The sequence below is a fragment of the Paraburkholderia sp. SIMBA_054 genome, from assembly GCF_046534875.1.
In the GTDB taxonomy this organism is placed as follows: Bacteria; Pseudomonadota; Gammaproteobacteria; order Burkholderiales; family Burkholderiaceae; genus Paraburkholderia; species Paraburkholderia hospita.
In genome coordinates, this window is sequence record NZ_JAWRXV010000031.1 from 64,826 (window position 1) to 79,988 (window position 15,163).

The 15,163-nt window shown below is 63.2% G+C and carries 17 protein-coding genes; 9 read left to right on the forward strand and 8 right to left on the reverse strand.

Features of this window, described 5'->3' with window-relative positions; all coding sequences use genetic code 11:
* Positions 1-20: 20 nt before the first annotated feature.
* From ltnD to SB822_RS31980, 7 genes are all read left to right on the forward strand, one after another.
* Positions 21-911, forward strand: coding sequence for an L-threonate dehydrogenase (gene ltnD, locus SB822_RS31950; protein ID WP_007739939.1), 891 nt, complete (start codon positions 21-23; stop codon positions 909-911).
* Positions 912-937: 26 nt separating this feature from the next.
* The gene (gene otnK / locus SB822_RS31955) at positions 938-2,254 is read left to right on the forward strand and encodes a 3-oxo-tetronate kinase (RefSeq protein WP_410856432.1); all 1,317 of its coding nucleotides are present in this window, start codon (positions 938-940) and stop codon (positions 2,252-2,254) included.
* Positions 2,251-2,907 carry an aldolase gene (locus SB822_RS31960; protein WP_410856433.1) on the forward strand — a complete coding sequence of 219 codons (657 nt, stop codon included), beginning with the start codon at positions 2,251-2,253 and terminating at the stop codon, positions 2,905-2,907. The genes otnK and SB822_RS31960 overlap by 4 nt, the downstream gene beginning before the upstream one ends.
* 136 nt (positions 2,908-3,043) lie before the next feature.
* Complete coding sequence (locus SB822_RS31965) at positions 3,044-4,384, forward strand: MFS transporter (protein WP_007586680.1); 1,341 nt, start codon at positions 3,044-3,046, stop codon at positions 4,382-4,384.
* A gap of 24 nt (positions 4,385-4,408) precedes the next feature.
* Positions 4,409-5,197, forward strand: coding sequence for a 2-oxo-tetronate isomerase (otnI, locus tag SB822_RS31970; protein ID WP_410856434.1), 789 nt, complete (start codon positions 4,409-4,411; stop codon positions 5,195-5,197).
* A gap of 48 nt (positions 5,198-5,245) precedes the next feature.
* Positions 5,246-6,232, forward strand: a complete 987-nt coding sequence (gene denD, locus SB822_RS31975) for a D-erythronate dehydrogenase (protein WP_086917597.1) — start codon at positions 5,246-5,248, stop codon at positions 6,230-6,232.
* Positions 6,233-6,320: 88 nt separating this feature from the next.
* A complete protein-coding gene (locus SB822_RS31980) occupies positions 6,321-6,578 on the forward strand; it encodes a hypothetical protein (RefSeq protein WP_410856435.1) in 258 nt (85 codons plus the stop codon).
* On the opposite strand, the gene SB822_RS31985 is transcribed toward SB822_RS31980, so the two are convergent.
* The 8 genes from SB822_RS31985 to SB822_RS32020 all read right to left on the reverse strand — a co-directional run bounded on the left by SB822_RS31985 (position 6,575) and on the right by SB822_RS32020 (position 12,044).
* Positions 6,575-7,633, reverse strand: coding sequence for a GlxA family transcriptional regulator (locus tag SB822_RS31985; protein ID WP_007739946.1), 1,059 nt, complete (start codon positions 7,631-7,633; stop codon positions 6,575-6,577). The two genes, SB822_RS31980 and SB822_RS31985, sit on opposite strands and share 4 nt — an antisense overlap.
* A 94-nt stretch (positions 7,634-7,727) precedes the next feature.
* A complete protein-coding gene (locus SB822_RS31990) occupies positions 7,728-8,498 on the reverse strand; it encodes a CbtA family protein (protein ID WP_410856436.1) in 771 nt (256 codons plus the stop codon).
* Positions 8,499-8,511: 13 nt separating this feature from the next.
* Positions 8,512-8,721, reverse strand: coding sequence for a CbtB domain-containing protein (locus tag SB822_RS31995; RefSeq protein WP_410856437.1), 210 nt, complete (start codon positions 8,719-8,721; stop codon positions 8,512-8,514).
* 42 nt (positions 8,722-8,763) lie between these two features.
* Positions 8,764-9,111, reverse strand: coding sequence for a nitrile hydratase accessory protein (locus tag SB822_RS32000; RefSeq protein ID WP_410856438.1), 348 nt, complete (start codon positions 9,109-9,111; stop codon positions 8,764-8,766).
* A 10-nt stretch (positions 9,112-9,121) separates the two neighbouring features.
* Positions 9,122-9,745: a nitrile hydratase subunit alpha gene (nthA, locus tag SB822_RS32005; RefSeq protein WP_410856439.1), complete on the reverse strand. Its 624-nt coding sequence runs from the start codon at positions 9,743-9,745 to the stop codon at positions 9,122-9,124.
* 18 nt (positions 9,746-9,763) lie between these two features.
* Positions 9,764-10,507, reverse strand: a complete 744-nt coding sequence (gene nthB / locus SB822_RS32010; protein WP_007739952.1) for a nitrile hydratase subunit beta — start codon at positions 10,505-10,507, stop codon at positions 9,764-9,766.
* A gap of 30 nt (positions 10,508-10,537) precedes the next feature.
* Positions 10,538-11,041: a DUF1097 domain-containing protein gene (locus SB822_RS32015; RefSeq protein ID WP_079487429.1), complete on the reverse strand. Its 504-nt coding sequence runs from the start codon at positions 11,039-11,041 to the stop codon at positions 10,538-10,540.
* 34 nt (positions 11,042-11,075) lie between these two features.
* The gene (locus SB822_RS32020) at positions 11,076-12,044 is read right to left on the reverse strand and encodes a CobW family GTP-binding protein (RefSeq protein WP_410856440.1); all 969 of its coding nucleotides are present in this window, start codon (positions 12,042-12,044) and stop codon (positions 11,076-11,078) included.
* A 710-nt stretch (positions 12,045-12,754) separates the two neighbouring features.
* Here SB822_RS32020 and SB822_RS32025 point away from each other — a divergent pair.
* Both SB822_RS32025 and SB822_RS32030 read left to right on the forward strand, forming a co-directional pair.
* Positions 12,755-13,855 (forward strand): asparaginase, encoded by a 1,101-nt coding sequence (locus SB822_RS32025; RefSeq protein ID WP_410856441.1) that lies wholly within the window; start codon positions 12,755-12,757, stop codon positions 13,853-13,855.
* 223 nt (positions 13,856-14,078) lie between these two features.
* On the forward strand, positions 14,079-14,993 hold the full coding sequence (locus SB822_RS32030) for a LysR substrate-binding domain-containing protein (protein ID WP_007586660.1): 915 nt from the start codon (positions 14,079-14,081) through the stop codon (positions 14,991-14,993).
* Positions 14,994-15,163 lie beyond the last annotated feature (170 nt).

The window sequence follows — 15,163 nt, forward strand, 5'->3', positions numbered from 1 at the left end:
ATTGTTCGTAGAGGAATGGTATGTCCAGAAATGTCGGAGTGATCGGTCTTGGCGCGATGGGAATGGGCGTCGCGCGCTCGCTGCTGCGCGGCGGCTTCAACGTGCATGCGTGCGACGTGCGCCGCGATGTGCTCGACCAGTTCGTCGCCGATGGCGGCAAGGCTTGCGCAAGTCCCGCTGAACTCGGCGCGCAATGCGACGTCGTCGTCACGCTCGTCGTCAACGCGGCGCAAACCGAAACCGTGCTGTTCGGCGAGCAGGGCGCCATTCGGGCGATGAAACCGGGCGGCGTCGTGATCGCCTGCGCAACCGTTGCGCCCGACTTCGCCATCGACCTCGGCCGACGCGTCGAAGCGGCCGGCTTGCACTTGCTCGACGCACCCGTGTCGGGCGGCGCGGCGCGCGCAGCATCGGGCGAAATGACGATGATGACGTCCGGCCCCGCCGCCGCCTACGCCGCATGCGACGACGTGCTCGCCGCGATGGCGGGCAAGGTCTATCGCCTCGGCGATCAGCATGGCGCGGGCTCGAAGGTGAAGATCATCAACCAGCTGCTCGCGGGCGTGCACATCGCCGCCGCTGCCGAAGCGATGGCGCTCGGCCTGCGCGAAGGCGTCGACCCCGACGCGCTCTATGACGTGATCACGCACAGTGCGGGCAACTCGTGGATGTTCGAGAACCGCGTGCCGCACATTCTCAACGGCGACTACACGCCGCTGTCGGCCGTCGATATCTTCGTCAAGGACCTCGGCCTCGTGCTCGATACCGCGCGTCGCTCGAAGTTTCCGCTGCCGTTGTCGGCGGCGGCGCATCAGATGTTCATGATGGCGTCGACGGCAGGGCATGGCGGCGAAGACGATTCCGCCGTCATCAAGATTTTCCCCGGCATCGACGTGCCGCCGAAGCGCTAAGCGGAGCCGAACCGGAGCCGAACGACATGACGACCTCTACCCGCAAGCCCCTGCTCGGCTGCATCGCCGACGACTTCACGGGCGCAACCGACCTCGCGAACATGCTGGTGCGCGGCGGCATGCGCACCGTCCAGACCATCGGCGTGCCCGCTGCCGATACCCGCATCGAAGCCGACGCGCTGGTCGTCGCGCTGAAGTCGCGCACCATCGACGCCGCCGATGCCGTCGCGCAATCGCTCGACGCGCTGGACTGGTTGAGCGCGCAAGGCTGCCGCCAGTTCTTCTTCAAGTACTGCTCGACCTTCGATTCGACCGATAAAGGCAACATCGGCCCCGTCGCCGATGCGCTGCTTGATGCGCTGTCGGCGATCGACGGCGGCACGCCGTTCACGATCGCGTGCCCGGCGTTTCCCGAGAATGGCCGCACGATCTATCGCGGGCATCTGTTCGTCGGCGACGTGCTGCTCAACGAATCGGGCATGGAACATCACCCGCTCACGCCGATGACGGACGCGAATCTCGTACGCGTGTTGCAGCGGCAAACGCAGTCAAAAGTCGGCCTCGTGCGCTATGACGCGGTGGCGCAGGGCGCGCAAGTCGTGCGCGCGTCGATCGATGCGCTGCGCCACGACGGCGTGCGCATGGCGATCGCCGATGCCGTCTCGGACGCCGATCTCTACACGCTCGGCGAAGCCTGCGCGGACCTGCCGCTGATCACGGGCGGCTCGGGCGTCGCGCTCGGCTTGCCGGGCAATTTCCGCCGCGCCGGTCTGCTCGACGATGCCGCCGATGCCGGTGAACTGCCGCGCGTCGGAGGCGCGTCGGCAGTGCTGGCGGGCAGCGCATCGAAAGCGACCAATGCGCAGGTTGCCGCATGGCGCGACACGCGCCCCGCGTTCCGCATCGATCCATTGGCCGCCGCGCGCGGCGAGCCCGTCGTCGAACAGGCGCTCGCCTTCGCGCGCGATCATATGAACGCGGCGCAGCCTCAGCCCGTATTGATCTACGCAACGGCATCGCCGGATGAAGTGAAGGCCACGCAGCGCGAACTCGGCGTCGCGCAAGCCGGGGAACTGGTCGAACGCACGCTGGCTGCGATTGCGCGCGGACTGCACGATCTCGGCGTGCGCAAGTTCGTCGTCGCGGGCGGCGAGACATCGGGCGCCGTGGTGCAGGCGCTCGACGTCGAAATGCTGCGCATCGGCAAGCAGATCGACCCCGGCGTCCCCGCAACCGCGACCATCGGTGCTGAGTCGCTCGCGCTCGCGCTCAAGTCGGGCAACTTCGGCGCCGTCGATTTCTTCGCGAAGGCGCTGCGTCAACTCGACGGAGGCGCGCAATGACGCTCGCCATCCACACGGGAAGCGAGGCGAAAGTCCGCGAAGAAATCTGCGTGACGGGCGCGAGCCTGTACGAGCGCGGCTACACCGTCGGCAGCGCGGGCAACATCAGCGCGCGCCTCGACGACGGCTGGCTGATTACGCCGACGGACGTATGTCTCGGCCGTCTCGACCCGGCGCAGATCGCCAAAGTCGATCTCGAAGGCAACGCCGTGTCAGGCGGCAAGCCGTCGAAAACGCTCGCGCTGCATCGCGGCGTCTACGAGCGCAACCGCGAGGCGCGCGGCATCGTGCACACGCATTCGACGCATCTCGTCGCGCTGACGCTCGCGGGCGTCTGGAGCGAAGCCGACGTGCTGCCGCCCATCACGCCGTACTACGTGATGAAGGTCGGCCACATTCCGCTGATCCGCTACCGGCGTCCCGGCGATCCGCAAGTCGCGCAGCAGATCGCGTCGCTCGCCGAGCGTGTGCGCGGCGTGCTGCTCGAACGGCTGGGGCCTGTCGTGTGGGAGCGGTCGGTATCGCAGGCGTCGTATGTGCTCGAAGAGCTGGAAGAGACGGCGCGCCTGTGGCTGATGACGAATCCGCGTCCCGCCCCGCTCGACGAAACAGCGCTTGAAGAATTGCGCACGGTGTTCGGCGCGCGCTGGTGAAACGCTCGCACGCATAGAAGCTCAACGGTCCGCGAACGTCGCGGGCCATCCGCATGACCAACCAGGCAAAAAGCTGGAGGACCGACCGCCATGAAGCGGGCGGCCAATAACCGGCGCCATCCGAAGGAGACAGTGCATGACAAGCTATCAGGCGGCATCCGCACGCCCCGCATCAACTGCCGACGCAGCCGGACAACAACCCGGCGCGGCTGAAATCGAACGCACCTACGGCAAGGTGTTCTGGCGCATCGTGCCGTTCCTGATGCTGTGCTACGTGGTCGCGTATCTGGACCGTGTCAACGTCGGCTTTGCGAAGCTGCAGATGTCGCAGGACCTTGCGTTCAGCGAAACGGTGTTTGGTCTCGGCGCGGGCGTGTTCTTCGTCGGCTACTTCCTGTTCGAATTGCCGAGCAACATCTTGATGCATAAGCTCGGCGCGCGGATCTGGATTGCGCGCATCATGATCACGTGGGGCTTGATGTCCGCGCTGTTCGTGTTCGTCAAGACGCCGGCGCAGTTCTATGCGCTGCGCTTTCTGCTCGGTCTTGCCGAAGCCGGTTTCTATCCCGGCGTGATCCTGTACCTGACCTACTGGTTTCCGTCGCATCGTCGCGCGAAGATCATCGCGGTGTTCATGTCGGCGATTCCTGTGTCGGGCATTTTCGGCAATCCGCTGTCGGGCTGGATCATGCAGAGCTTCGATTCGCATCACGGCTTCGCGGGCTGGCAATGGATGTTCGTGATCGAAGCGGTGCCCGCCATCGCTATCGGCATCGCGACGATTCTGTATCTCGACAACGGCATCGCCAGCGCGAAATGGCTGACGCCGCGCGAGAAAAAACTGCTCGCCGATGAGATCGCCGCGCAGCCGCAAGAAAAAACCAAGTCGCATTCGGTGGGCGCCGTGTTTCGCGATCCGCGCACGTGGTGGATGTCGCTGATTTACTTCGCGTTCGTCACGGGTCAATATGGGTTGACGTTCTGGATGCCGACGCTCGTCAAATCGACGGGTGTTACGGGCGCGTTCCAGATCGGCCTGTTGAGCGCGATTCCGTTTCTGGTCGCGATCGTCGTGATGAACGTGATGGGCCACAGCGCGGACAAGCGTCGCGAGCGCCGCTGGCATCTGATCGGCCCGGCGCTTGCGGGTGCGGTCGGCTTTACGATCGCGGCTTCGTTTGCTGACAACACGGTCGTATCGATCGCGTCCTTGTCGATCGCGGCAGCAGGCGTGCTGACCTGCGCGCCGCTCTTCTGGTCGCTGCCGACGGCGTTCATGTCGGGCGCGACGGCGGCGGCGGGCATCGCTATCATCAATTCGATCGGCAATCTGGCGGGCTTCGCGAGCCCGTACATGATCGGCTATCTTAAGGACCTCACGCACAGCACGCAGTCCGGCATGTACGTGCTCGCCGCGATGCTCGTGATCGGTGCGCTCGCCACCTGGCTGACGCCCGCGCGCCTCGTGAACCGCTAAACGCGCATTTAAGGAGTTGCTTCGATGCCTCGCTTCGCCGCCAATCTGACGATGATGTACAACGAACACGCGTTTCTCGATCGCTTCGCCGCTGCGGCGCGCGATGGCTTCGAGGCCGTGGAGTTCCTGTTCCCCTATGACTTTCCGGCCGCCGATCTGAAGGCGCGCCTCGACGAACATGGCCTCACCCAGGCGCTGTTCAACGCGCCGCCCGGCGACTGGGCGGCGGGCGAGCGCGGCATCGCGTCGTTGCCGGGCCGCGAGGACGAGTTTCGCCGCAGCGTCGATACGGCGCTCGAGTATGTGCGTGTGCTCGGCAACGACAAGCTGCACGTGATGGCGGGTTTGATCAAGCCGGACCAATCGCGCGCGGCGCATCGCGAGGTGTATCTGAAGAACCTCGCGTATGCGGCGAAGACCGCGCAGGCGGACGGCATCACCGTCGTCATCGAACCGATCAACACGCGCGACATTCCCGGCTTCTTTCTGAACCGGCAGGACGATGCGCAGGCGATTTGCGCGGAAGTCGGCGCGGCGAACCTGAAAGTGCAGTTCGATCTTTACCACTGCCAGATCGTCGAAGGCGATCTCGCCGTGAAGCTCAAGCGCGACATCAAGGGCATCGGTCATATCCAGGTTGCGGGCGTGCCCGAGCGGCACGAGCCGGATATCGGCGAAGTGAACTATCCGTATCTGTTTTCATTGATCGACGAACTGGGTTACGACGGCTGGATCGGCTGCGAATACCGGCCGCGCGCGGGCACGTCCGACGGGCTTGGATGGATCAGGCCGTACGTGAAGGCACGCAGCTAAGGTCGTACCTGAGCGCGTTCGACAGACACACTGAGGATTAACAGGAACATGAAAGTACTGATCACGGGCGGCGCGGGATTTCTCGGCCAGCGTCTCGCGCGCGAGCTGCTCGCGCGCGGCGAACTGAAGGGCACGGACGGACAGCGTCAGCCGATCACCGAACTGGTGTTGCTCGACGTCGTCGCGGCGCCGGGTCCGAAAGACGAACGCGTGCGCGTCGAAGTCGGCGATATTGCCGAGCGCAGCGTGCTCGAACGTCTGATCGACGACAAGACGGCGGCGATCTTCCATCTTGCGGCGATCGTCAGCGGCCAGGCGGAAGCCGATTTCGAGCTTGGTATGCGCATCAATCTGGACGCGTCGCGGCTGCTGCTCGACGTGTGCCGTGCGCGCGGACATCAGCCGCGCGTTCTGTTCACGAGTTCGGTCGCCGTCTACGGCGGCGACTTGCCCGAGGTCGTGCTCGACGAAACCGCGCTCAATCCGCAGTCGTCGTATGGCGCGCAGAAGGCGGGCGCCGAGTTGCTGCTCAACGACTACGCGCGGCGCGGTTTCGTCGATGGCCGCGTGCTGCGCCTGCCGACCATCAGCGTGCGGCCCGGCAAGCCGAATGCGGCGGCGTCGTCGTTCGCGAGCGGCATCATTCGCGAGCCGCTCACCGGCGAACCGGCCGTGTGCCCGGTGAGCGGGTCGACGCGTTTGTGGCTACTGTCGCCGCGCAAGGCGATCGAGTGTCTGATCGCGGGAAGCGAGATCGACAGCGCGGCGTTGGGCAATCGCCGCACAGTGAACCTGCCGGGCGTTTCGGTGACGGTCGACGAAATGGTCGCCGCGCTGCGCGAGGTGGCAGGCGATGCCGTCGCGGCGCGCATCGAATGGAAGGCGGATGAGCGTGTCGAGAAGATCGTCGGCAGCTGGCCTGCGCGATGGGATGTGTCGCGGGCGGCGCAGCTTGGGCTGCACGGCGACGCGTCGTTCAAGGACATCGTCCGCGCGTTCATCGACGACGAACTCGGCGGGAAGATTCCGCAGTAGTGACTTCTACGGGAGCGTGCGGTTGCTCCCGTTACCTGCGCGCATCGGCTTCTATAATCGGACGATCCACTCACACCGAGGGAATCTGATGCGGCGCAGCGCGATTCTCCTGATGGTTTTTCTGACCGCATGCAGCGCGACTGTCAAGCCGACGCTCACGAACGGCCGCGACGGCGCGGTGATTTCCTGCGACGGCCTGCTCTATAACTGGAAGATCTGCGACAAGGCGGCAAGGAAAACATGTCCGGGCGGCTATGATGTGGTGGATCGCCAGGAAAGCAGAAACCGCACCGACTACGGCAGCTATCCGACGCGCAAGCTCGTAGTGAATTGCAAACAGTATTAGCGCGGGTCACGCATCGCGCTATTCGAAACCGTGGCAGACACGCGAGACTCCGCGCGCGGCGCTCCCGATTTCTTCTTCTCCGCGAGTGGCTTCTTCGATCTGAACCGGTCGCGATAGTCGGCCGGATTGATCTGCAGCCGGCGATGAAAAGTCCTGCGAAACCCGTCGGTGTCTTCGAAGCCGCAGCGTTGCGCGATGTCGCGCAGCGACAGATCGGTGGCTTCGAGAAAGCGCCTCGCCGCATCGATGCGCGCATTGGCGAGAAACGTCATCGGCGTGATGCCGCATTCCTTCGCGAAGAGGCGCGACAGGTTGCGCGCGCTCATGTGCACGCGTTCGGCGAGCGACGCCACCGTATGGTCCACATGCAGGTTGTCGAGCATGAACTGCTGCAGCGCGACCATCTGCGAACCCGGCGACGCCTGCGTCTCCAGCAGTGGGCTGAACTGCGACTGCCCGCCCGCGCGCCGCAGATAGACGATCAGATACTTCGCGACATCGAGCGCCATCTGGCGGCCGAAGTCGTCTTCGATCATGGCAAGCGACAAATCGATGCCCGCCGTGACGCCCGCCGTCGTGTAGATGTTGCCGTCCTGCACGAAGATGTGATCCGGTTCGATCTTCGCCTTCGGAAAGGTCGCGGCGAGGCGCGGCACGTCCATCCAGTGCGTCGTCACCACCTTGTTGTCGAGCAGGCCCGCCGCGCCGAGCGCAAACAGCCCGTTGCAGATCGCCGATACGCGGCGGCATTGTCTGTGCTGTGTCCTGAGCCAGCCGCTCAGCGCCGGGTCGTCGAACGCGTCGAAGATGCCGAGGCCGCCGGGCACGATGATCGTGTCGAACTCGGGGCACACGTCGAAGATCGTGCGGTCGGGCATCGTGCTCAAGCCGCTCGACGATTGCACGGCGCCGCGCGTCGTGCCGACCGTCAGCATTTCGTATTCGCACTCGCCTTTGCTCAGTATCTTCACTTCGGCGAACGCGTCCCTCGGCCCGGCGATATCGAGCAGCTGGAAACCGGGGAAGACAAGCATGCCGACCTTGATGCGTTTCATCGCGAGTGTCCGAATCCGCTGGAAGTCGGGCGCCCGCGTGGGCGGGCGCCTCGAACGGTTAGTCTATACGGCAATGCCCGACGCGTCCGGGCGGTCAAAAAGCCTGCGTTGCTGTGCCCGGTTCGCCCGTCTTGCGCGCATTTCTGGGCGCGCGCGAGTCCGCGAGTCCTGTGCGCTCGGCCAGCACGCCGAACAGCGCGCCTAGCGTCGTCCAGATCACTGCCTGCATGCCGATCGCGGCGATGCGGAATTTCCACAGCAGCGTGGCAGGAAAAGCGGCCGGGACTTCGTCGATGGCGGGCAATGCCGCGAGCACCACGGCCAGCATCACGACGAATGCGAGCAGCCCCGCCAGCGCGCCGTTCCATGCGCCGAAGCGACGCGCGGCGACGCTGCGCACGTTGAGCGACAGCACCATGATCGCGACCGAGATCGCGATCGTCAGGAAAAACAGCCCCGTGCGATAACCGATCGTATCCGGATCGCCGACGGACGGCGGGTTGGCGGGATACTTGAGATTCGGCACGACGACCAGCGCGACGAACGCACCCAGCGCGAGCCACGCGGCGAGCGGCCGTGCGCCGAGCTTGCCGACGCGTCCCCACGCCCACGCGAAGGTCAGCGCGAAGAGCCCGCCAAACGCCGCGCCGTACGCGACGACGCCTGTCAGCAAACCGGGGCCGGCTTGCGTGTCGCGGCTCACCAGTTCGGGTTCGTGCGCGTCGCCTTCCATGGCGTGCGTGTGCTCCTCGAAGGCGATCGCGCGATCGACCTGCGGCTCGCCCGCCACGCGCGCGAATCCAAACGCGATCAACCCCGCGACGACACCCGCGAGCATGCCGCGCATCAACAGCTTGCCGACCATGATCGTCTCCTCGTCAGTGGCAGGGAAAACCGAGCAGATGGCGCCCGTCGTGCACGAACTCGTGCACATACATACCTGGCACGAGCGACGTCGCGCCTTCCTCTGCGCCGACGAAGTACAGCACCAGCAACATCAGCAGGCCGCCGAAGACGATCCAGGGCAACAGCTCGCGCAATGGAATGGGCGTGAGCGCGTCTACAGGTTGGAGAACAGCCTCGTTCATGAATAACCTCTTGAGTGTGAATGAATGATCAGGATGTCCGGCTTACTGTTGAGCCACCACGCGCCGCGCCGTGATGACTCGCTGAAGTTCGTATCGCGACAGCACGCCGCTCGCTTCGACCACGTTCAACAGCGCTTCGAGAAAGCGTTCGTAGTAGTCCCAGCGCGGCTGGTTCTCGCAGTCGATCGTTTCCCACTTCGCAATCGACGCAATCAGACTCTGTCGAAAGTCTTCCCATTCGAAGCAGCCCGCCTTCGACAGCGACAGCGCGAGACCGAACACGTCGCGCTCCCAGCGGTTGGTGAAAAACAGCTTGCCGTCCAGACGCGGCGGCGAGTCCGGTGTGCCGAGCATCGATGCCGCGGCGTATTCCTCGAAGCGCGTGAACATGGCGATGTCCTCAGGCCGCGGGCGCGGCGACGAGCGCGACGCCCATCATCGATTCCGGCGTGACGAGCGCGGCGAGTTCTTCCTCGTTCAGATGCCCGGTGTTCGCGGGACGCTCCGGCACGACGAACCAGCGGATTTGCGCGCTGCTGTCCCACACCTTCACTTCCTTCTCCGCGGGCACGGTCACGCCGAATTCCTGCAGCACCGCGCGCGGCTCGCGCACGCCGCGCGCGCGAAATACCGGGTCCTTGTACCAGTACGGCGGCAGGCCGAGCACGGGCCACGGGTAACACGAGCACAACGTGCAGATGATCAGGTTGTGCACGTTGGCGTCGTTGGCGACGGCGGCCATGTGCTCGCCTTCCGCGCCCGCCATGCCGAGCGGCAGCGAAAGCTCGGCAATCGCTTTGGGCGTGTCTTCGATGAGTCGCTGCTTGTAGTCCGGATCGACCCACGCATGCGCGACGATCTTCGCGCCGTTGAACGGGCCTGCCATCGTCTCGAAGTGCGCGAGCACGGCATCGACGGAATCGCTGCCGATCACGCCTTTCTCGATCAGCAGCGCTTCAAGTGCGCGGACCTTGGCGGCACTCGACGCTTCGCGGTCTTCCGGATATTCGAACTGTTGGGTCATGCTGGTCTCGCTGTCGGTTTAGTTGGCCGGCTGTACGTAGGCTTCGTACAGGTCGGCGTAGAGGGTCGTGTTGGCTTCGCTCTTGCCTTCGCCCCAGATGTCGGCGGTATCGAAGGCGATCCGGTAGACGGGCATCGGCTCTCCGATGCCGTCCACGCCCGTCGAGACGAAGTACGAGAACGCGCCCGGATAGACGAGATCGACGGTGCCCGTCTTGTTGCGCAGATAGCCGGGCAGACGCGTGTGATCGACGGCGTCGGGGTCGGCGATGCGCACCGTGTCGCCTTTTGCAAAGCGCGCTGCGCGTTCGAGCGCGTGATAGCCCGAATCGCCGTTTTGCAGATACGCATCGACCTGCGCGGCGAGGGCCGTGTCCGGCTGGTCCGGCAAGGTGGCATCCGGGCTCGCGCGATAGTGCGCCGTCTTCTGCGCGAGTTCTTCCGCCGTGATGTAGCCCTGATCGACGAAGAACTGCGAAATGCCGCCTAGCCACTTCTCGTAGTAGCGGTACTTAAAGTAATCGAATGGCTGCATGTCTTCGGCGCCTGTGCGCAGCGACGCCCACGTCCAGTCGTTCTTGAACGTGGTCGGCAGTTGATCGATCGGATAAGGATGCAGCGCGTTCGCCAGATGCGCGCTCTCGGCCATCATCACGGTATGAATGCCGAAGATGCGCTTTTCCCACGGCTCGACGAAAACGCGCGTCTCGGTGCTGACGGGGCCGAGGTTTTCGATGCCGCCAAGGTGATGCTGTAATTTCACGATTCGCTCCGCAGAGTGGTGAAGAGAGACTTAACCAAGCCGATGCTCGCGCCTGAATGCGAGCGCTTCGCCAACGACCTCCGACACGAAGCCGAACGCCGCGCCCGTCACGAGCGCGGCAGCGGCGACGAGCGCAGGGTTGCCGATGCCTGCCGTCGTGATTGCCTTGCCGGTGGCGACGGTGGTGCCGACTGTCGATGCGAAGCCCCACACGATCGCGGGCAACACGTCGAGCAGCTTGAGCTTCGATGCCTGCACCATCGCCGCGCTGCCGATGCCGACCAGCACGGCGACCGCGAATGCGCTGCCGCTCGTCGTCGCAATGCACAGCAGCGTCAGCGAGGCGATCACGAGCCCAGTCAGATTCGACGCGACGCTCTTGACGAAGCCTGCGCGTCCGCCGCCCAGCACAAAGAACGATGCCCAGGCGATGAACGTCACCCAGACGGGAACGGGAAGCAGGGTTCCCGTGAGCCATGTGTCGGCGACAGCAAGAACGCCGATGCTCAATGTGTACGCCTCAGGCTTTTTCATTTGCGTGCTCCTTCAAGGAAGTTGAGTGAAAGGGTTAGTGCATGCAACTCAAAAGACCGTCGCGCATCCGCTCGGCGTCGATATTTCTGCCGATCATCACGAAGCGGTTCTCGCGGTGTTCATCGCCCGACCATGGCTTGCCGAACTTCGCGTCGAGCAGCATGTGAACGCTGTGGAAATGCAGCCGCCGCGCTTCGTCGTGCAGGTTGAGCACGCCTTTCATGCGTAGCAGTTGCTGGCCGTCGGTTTGCACGAGCTGATTGATCCAACGGTTGAAGCGCATTGCGTCGAGCGCGCCTGGCACGATGAACGCGCACGATGCAATCGTGTTGTCGTGCTCGTGGTCATGGCCCGCTTCGTCGAGCAGATCGGGTTCGACGGCGAGCAGGTTGTCGAGCGAAAAGCTGCGCACGCCGAGAAGTGAATCGACGGCGACGGCGGAGTGATTCGCGAAGTCGACCTGTGCGGTGGGATTGAGCTGACGGATGCGCTCGACCAGCGCATCGACTGCTTGCGGCGACGCGATGTCGGTCTTGTTGACGATGATCCGGTCGGCGAACACGACCTGTTCTCTCGCGATGTCGTCGTCGAGTTGCGCATCGGCATGCAGTGCATCGATGACGGCGACCACCGATTCGAGTTCGACGCGCTCGCGCACGTCGGGATCGGCGAGAAAGGTCTGCAAGACAGGCGCGGGATCGGCAAGGCCCGAGGTCTCGACGATCAGCCGCTCCAGCCGGTCGCCGAAACGAGTGAGCAGATCGCGCACGCTCGCGACGAGATCCGTGCGGACCGTGCAGCACACGCAGCCGTTGTTGATTTCGATGACGGCTTCTTCGTCGGCGACGATCAACTGGCCGTCGATACCTACTTCGCCGAACTCGTTCACGACGATGCCGATCTGCATCGGCCGCGTCGCGTCGAGGATGTGATTGACGAGTGTCGTCTTACCGGCGCCGAGAAAGCCGGTCACTACTGTCGTAGGGATTTTCTTGAGTCGCATCGCGGTCGTCCTTGGCGCTTGCCTTGCGGCGGTGCGCAGGTTGGGAACGCACGATTCTTAGCGACTTCCAGGCCGAATTTTCACGGCTGTCTTTGGGGCGACCATAGTTGGCAGGAATATGCGGCCCGGCTTACCGGATTTGCCGGAACGGTGCTGGACGGACAGAAAGCGGGTGGGAGAGGCGATGGGCGGCGCTATCGACAATGGGGCGCGCGTGATCGCAAACGGTGCGGGAGATGCATCGAAGCGTGCGGCGGGCGTGCTATTGCGCAGAGCAGTGAGGCGCAGGCGAAGCTGGTTGTTCAACTGCGCTCCTGGGAGATTGACCACTTACAGACCACTGGACCTTCGTGGCCGGCGGCGATGATGTCGGCGCGGTCACCTTATGCGAAGTCCGCATACCTGCATGCATGACTAGCATCAACTTTTTTTTGGCCATCCCTACCATCCGTTCTGACGCTGGAGCGCTGTTTGGCCAACATCGCTCCAGGCCTTTCCCAGCGTACTGCGGACGGATCACAACCCTGTTTTCACGACCCAGTGGTGCATACACTGAATGGAAGGCACAGCTCATCGGTCGGCGACCGTAACGCGCTTCGCCCGATCGTAGCCAGGCCGATGAATCCGGTTTAGTACCGTCACGGTTTCTTACTCATTCACATACGATCATGAACACACTATCCCGACTCGCTTTTGCGCCAGGCCCTACCGTGAGCGCGCTGCTGATCGCGGCATGTATTGCGCTTCCCGTCTGCTCGACATTCGCCGTAGCCGCTGAGTCCAATGCGGATCAGTCGACCACCGTCGATGGCCAGAACAAAAAGCTGCCACGAATCGTGGTACTTGCAACGGGTGGGACGATATCTGGAACGGCAGACGCACGTTCAGCCATCGGTTACAACTCCGGCGAGAGAACCGGCCAGCAGTTGCTCAAAGATGTTCCCGGAATCGGCAAGTTCGCAACGATCACTGCCGAACAGGTTTCGAATGTCGGCTCGCAAGACATGAACGACGGTATCTGGTTTCAGCTGGCCAAACGCATCAATGAAATCTTCGATCGCGGTGAGGCGGATGGTGTCGTGATAACGCATGGTACGGATACGATGGAAGAGACCGCCTTCTTCCTGAAGAATGTCTTGCATTCTCGCAAGCCGGTGGTTCTCGTCGGGTCCATGCGCCCGGGTGGCGTTGTCGGCGCTGATGGTCCGAATAACCTTCTCGAAGCAGTTGCGGTTGCGGCGAGTCCTCAGGCACAGGGGCGCGGGGTGATGGTGGTCATGAACGATACGATCCACGACCCGCGCTGGATCACCAAAACGAATACAACCTCCGTTCAGACATTCCTGTCGCCGAACGCAGGTCCAATAGGATTTGTCGATCCGGCATCGATCCGATTCGTCACGCCCCTAACGGACTCCCGTCAGTCTCCCTATACGCTGCCCGCCGCCGGACCGTTGCCCCGCGTCGAAATTGTCTACGCGCACAGCAATATGGATGCGTCGCAGATCGACCATGCAGTCGCCGACAATGCGAAAGGGATTGTGATCGCTGGCGTAGGCGACGGTGACGTATCGAAGGCGGCGTTGGCTGCCATGGAGCGGGCCGCGAAGATGGGGATTGTCGTGGTTCGCGCTTCCCGCGTCGGAACAGGCTTTGTGAATCGGAATGTGGAAGTTGACGATGACAAGAGCGGCTTTGTCGCCTCTCTTGATCTCAATCCACAAAAGGCTCGTGTGTTGACGCAATTGCTGATCGCAAACGGCATCACGACACCCGCCAAAGTGCAGCAGGCATTTTCTGCAACGTACTGACTTCGACAGACCGGTGTTGAAAATACCGCCGATGTTCTGGCGAAGCAGATTGCGGGATCTCGCGCCAAGGCAGGATGGCGTCTGCGGCTCAAAAGTGCAGACGCCGTCCGCAACCGGTGATGTGGAGGCTTCGTTGTGAAGCGAGCGGACCGGCCTGGTTCGCGCAGGAACGCAAACGGGCGAGAGGTAGAATGCCCGTGTCCCACAAGGCTACCCACTCGCTATGGAAATCAAGTGGATCGAGGATTTCATCGCCCTCGCTCAGTACCAGAGCTTCTCACGTGCAGCAGAATTCCGGAACGTGACCCAATCCGGATTCAGCCGGCGCATTCAGTCTCTCGAGCAATGGGTTGGCGCGGAACTGATCGACCGCAGCAGCTTCCCTCCCGTCCTGACACCTGCAGGGCAACTGTTCCGCGAAGTCGCCGATGACGTCCTGAACAAGCTCTTCGATACCCGCGCCATCATACGCACCGAGCAACGCATCGCCGGCAAGAGCCTGCAGATTGCAGCCGGGCACACGATCGCGCTGAGTTTCCTGCCTTCGTGGCTCAAGCATCTTTCGACTCACTTTGGAGAAGTGCGCGCACGTGTGGTGCCCACCAATGTGCACGACTCGATCCTGATGCTCGTGAACGGCAACTGCGAGTTGATGTTCGCGTACCACCACCCCGAACTACCGCTGCATCTCGATCCTGTGAAGTATGAGCACGTCACAGTCGGTATCGACACGCTGATGCCTGCCAGCAGGCCGAACCCGCGTCTGGCTCCGTTGTTTCGTCTGCCGGGAACGACGAAGCAGCCCTTGCCCCACATTTCGTACACGGAAACGAGCTATTTCGGACGTTGTCTTGCCCTGCTGCTCAGCCGGGCTTCCGATACCCCGGCATTGCGGCTTCACTATGAATCGGACATGGCCGAAGTGCTCAAGAAGCTCGTGATGGAAGGCGAAGGCATCGCGTGGCTTCCGAAGAGCGCCATCGCTGCCGAACTCGACGAGGGCGAGCTGGTTCCCGCTGGACCGTCTGCGTGGAATCTGGAGATCGAGCTTCGCGTCTATCGCGACGCATCCAACCGCAATGAGTTTCTGGATACGCTCTGGCAGCATCTTCGTGCCGTTTCACCCGTGACGGGCTAGGGTTTTCCCGCCTTATGCGAAATTCGCATGCCCGCATGCAGCACTTGCATTCACGTCTTTTTGACCATCTCTACCATCCGTTCTGATTCTGGCGCGACGTGTGGCCGACGTCGCTCCAGACCTCTTCCAGCGCATTGCAGTCACCTTGCGATTGCATTGCGCCACTCAAG

What these genes read in the sequence shown, in the direction of transcription:
- ltnD (WP_007739939.1), top strand. Translation starts at nt 21, where the DNA reads ATGTCCAGAAATGTCGGAGTGATCGGTCTTGGCGCGATGGGAATGGGC.
- otnK (WP_410856432.1), top strand. Translation starts at nt 938, where the DNA reads ATGACGACCTCTACCCGCAAGCCCCTGCTCGGCTGCATCGCCGACGAC.
- SB822_RS31960 (WP_410856433.1), top strand. Translation starts at nt 2,251, where the DNA reads ATGACGCTCGCCATCCACACGGGAAGCGAGGCGAAAGTCCGCGAAGAA.
- SB822_RS31965 (WP_007586680.1), top strand. Translation starts at nt 3,044, where the DNA reads ATGACAAGCTATCAGGCGGCATCCGCACGCCCCGCATCAACTGCCGAC.
- otnI (WP_410856434.1), top strand. Translation starts at nt 4,409, where the DNA reads ATGCCTCGCTTCGCCGCCAATCTGACGATGATGTACAACGAACACGCG.
- denD (WP_086917597.1), top strand. Translation starts at nt 5,246, where the DNA reads ATGAAAGTACTGATCACGGGCGGCGCGGGATTTCTCGGCCAGCGTCTC.
- SB822_RS31980 (WP_410856435.1), top strand. Translation starts at nt 6,321, where the DNA reads ATGCGGCGCAGCGCGATTCTCCTGATGGTTTTTCTGACCGCATGCAGC.
- SB822_RS31985 (WP_007739946.1), bottom strand. Translation starts at nt 7,633, where the DNA reads ATGAAACGCATCAAGGTCGGCATGCTTGTCTTCCCCGGTTTCCAGCTG.
- SB822_RS31990 (WP_410856436.1), bottom strand. Translation starts at nt 8,498, where the DNA reads ATGGTCGGCAAGCTGTTGATGCGCGGCATGCTCGCGGGTGTCGTCGCG.
- SB822_RS31995 (WP_410856437.1), bottom strand. Translation starts at nt 8,721, where the DNA reads ATGAACGAGGCTGTTCTCCAACCTGTAGACGCGCTCACGCCCATTCCA.
- SB822_RS32000 (WP_410856438.1), bottom strand. Translation starts at nt 9,111, where the DNA reads ATGTTCACGCGCTTCGAGGAATACGCCGCGGCATCGATGCTCGGCACA.
- nthA (WP_410856439.1), bottom strand. Translation starts at nt 9,745, where the DNA reads ATGACCCAACAGTTCGAATATCCGGAAGACCGCGAAGCGTCGAGTGCC.
- SB822_RS32015 (WP_079487429.1), bottom strand. Translation starts at nt 11,041, where the DNA reads ATGAAAAAGCCTGAGGCGTACACATTGAGCATCGGCGTTCTTGCTGTC.
- SB822_RS32020 (WP_410856440.1), bottom strand. Translation starts at nt 12,044, where the DNA reads ATGCGACTCAAGAAAATCCCTACGACAGTAGTGACCGGCTTTCTCGGC.
- SB822_RS32030 (WP_007586660.1), top strand. Translation starts at nt 14,079, where the DNA reads ATGGAAATCAAGTGGATCGAGGATTTCATCGCCCTCGCTCAGTACCAG.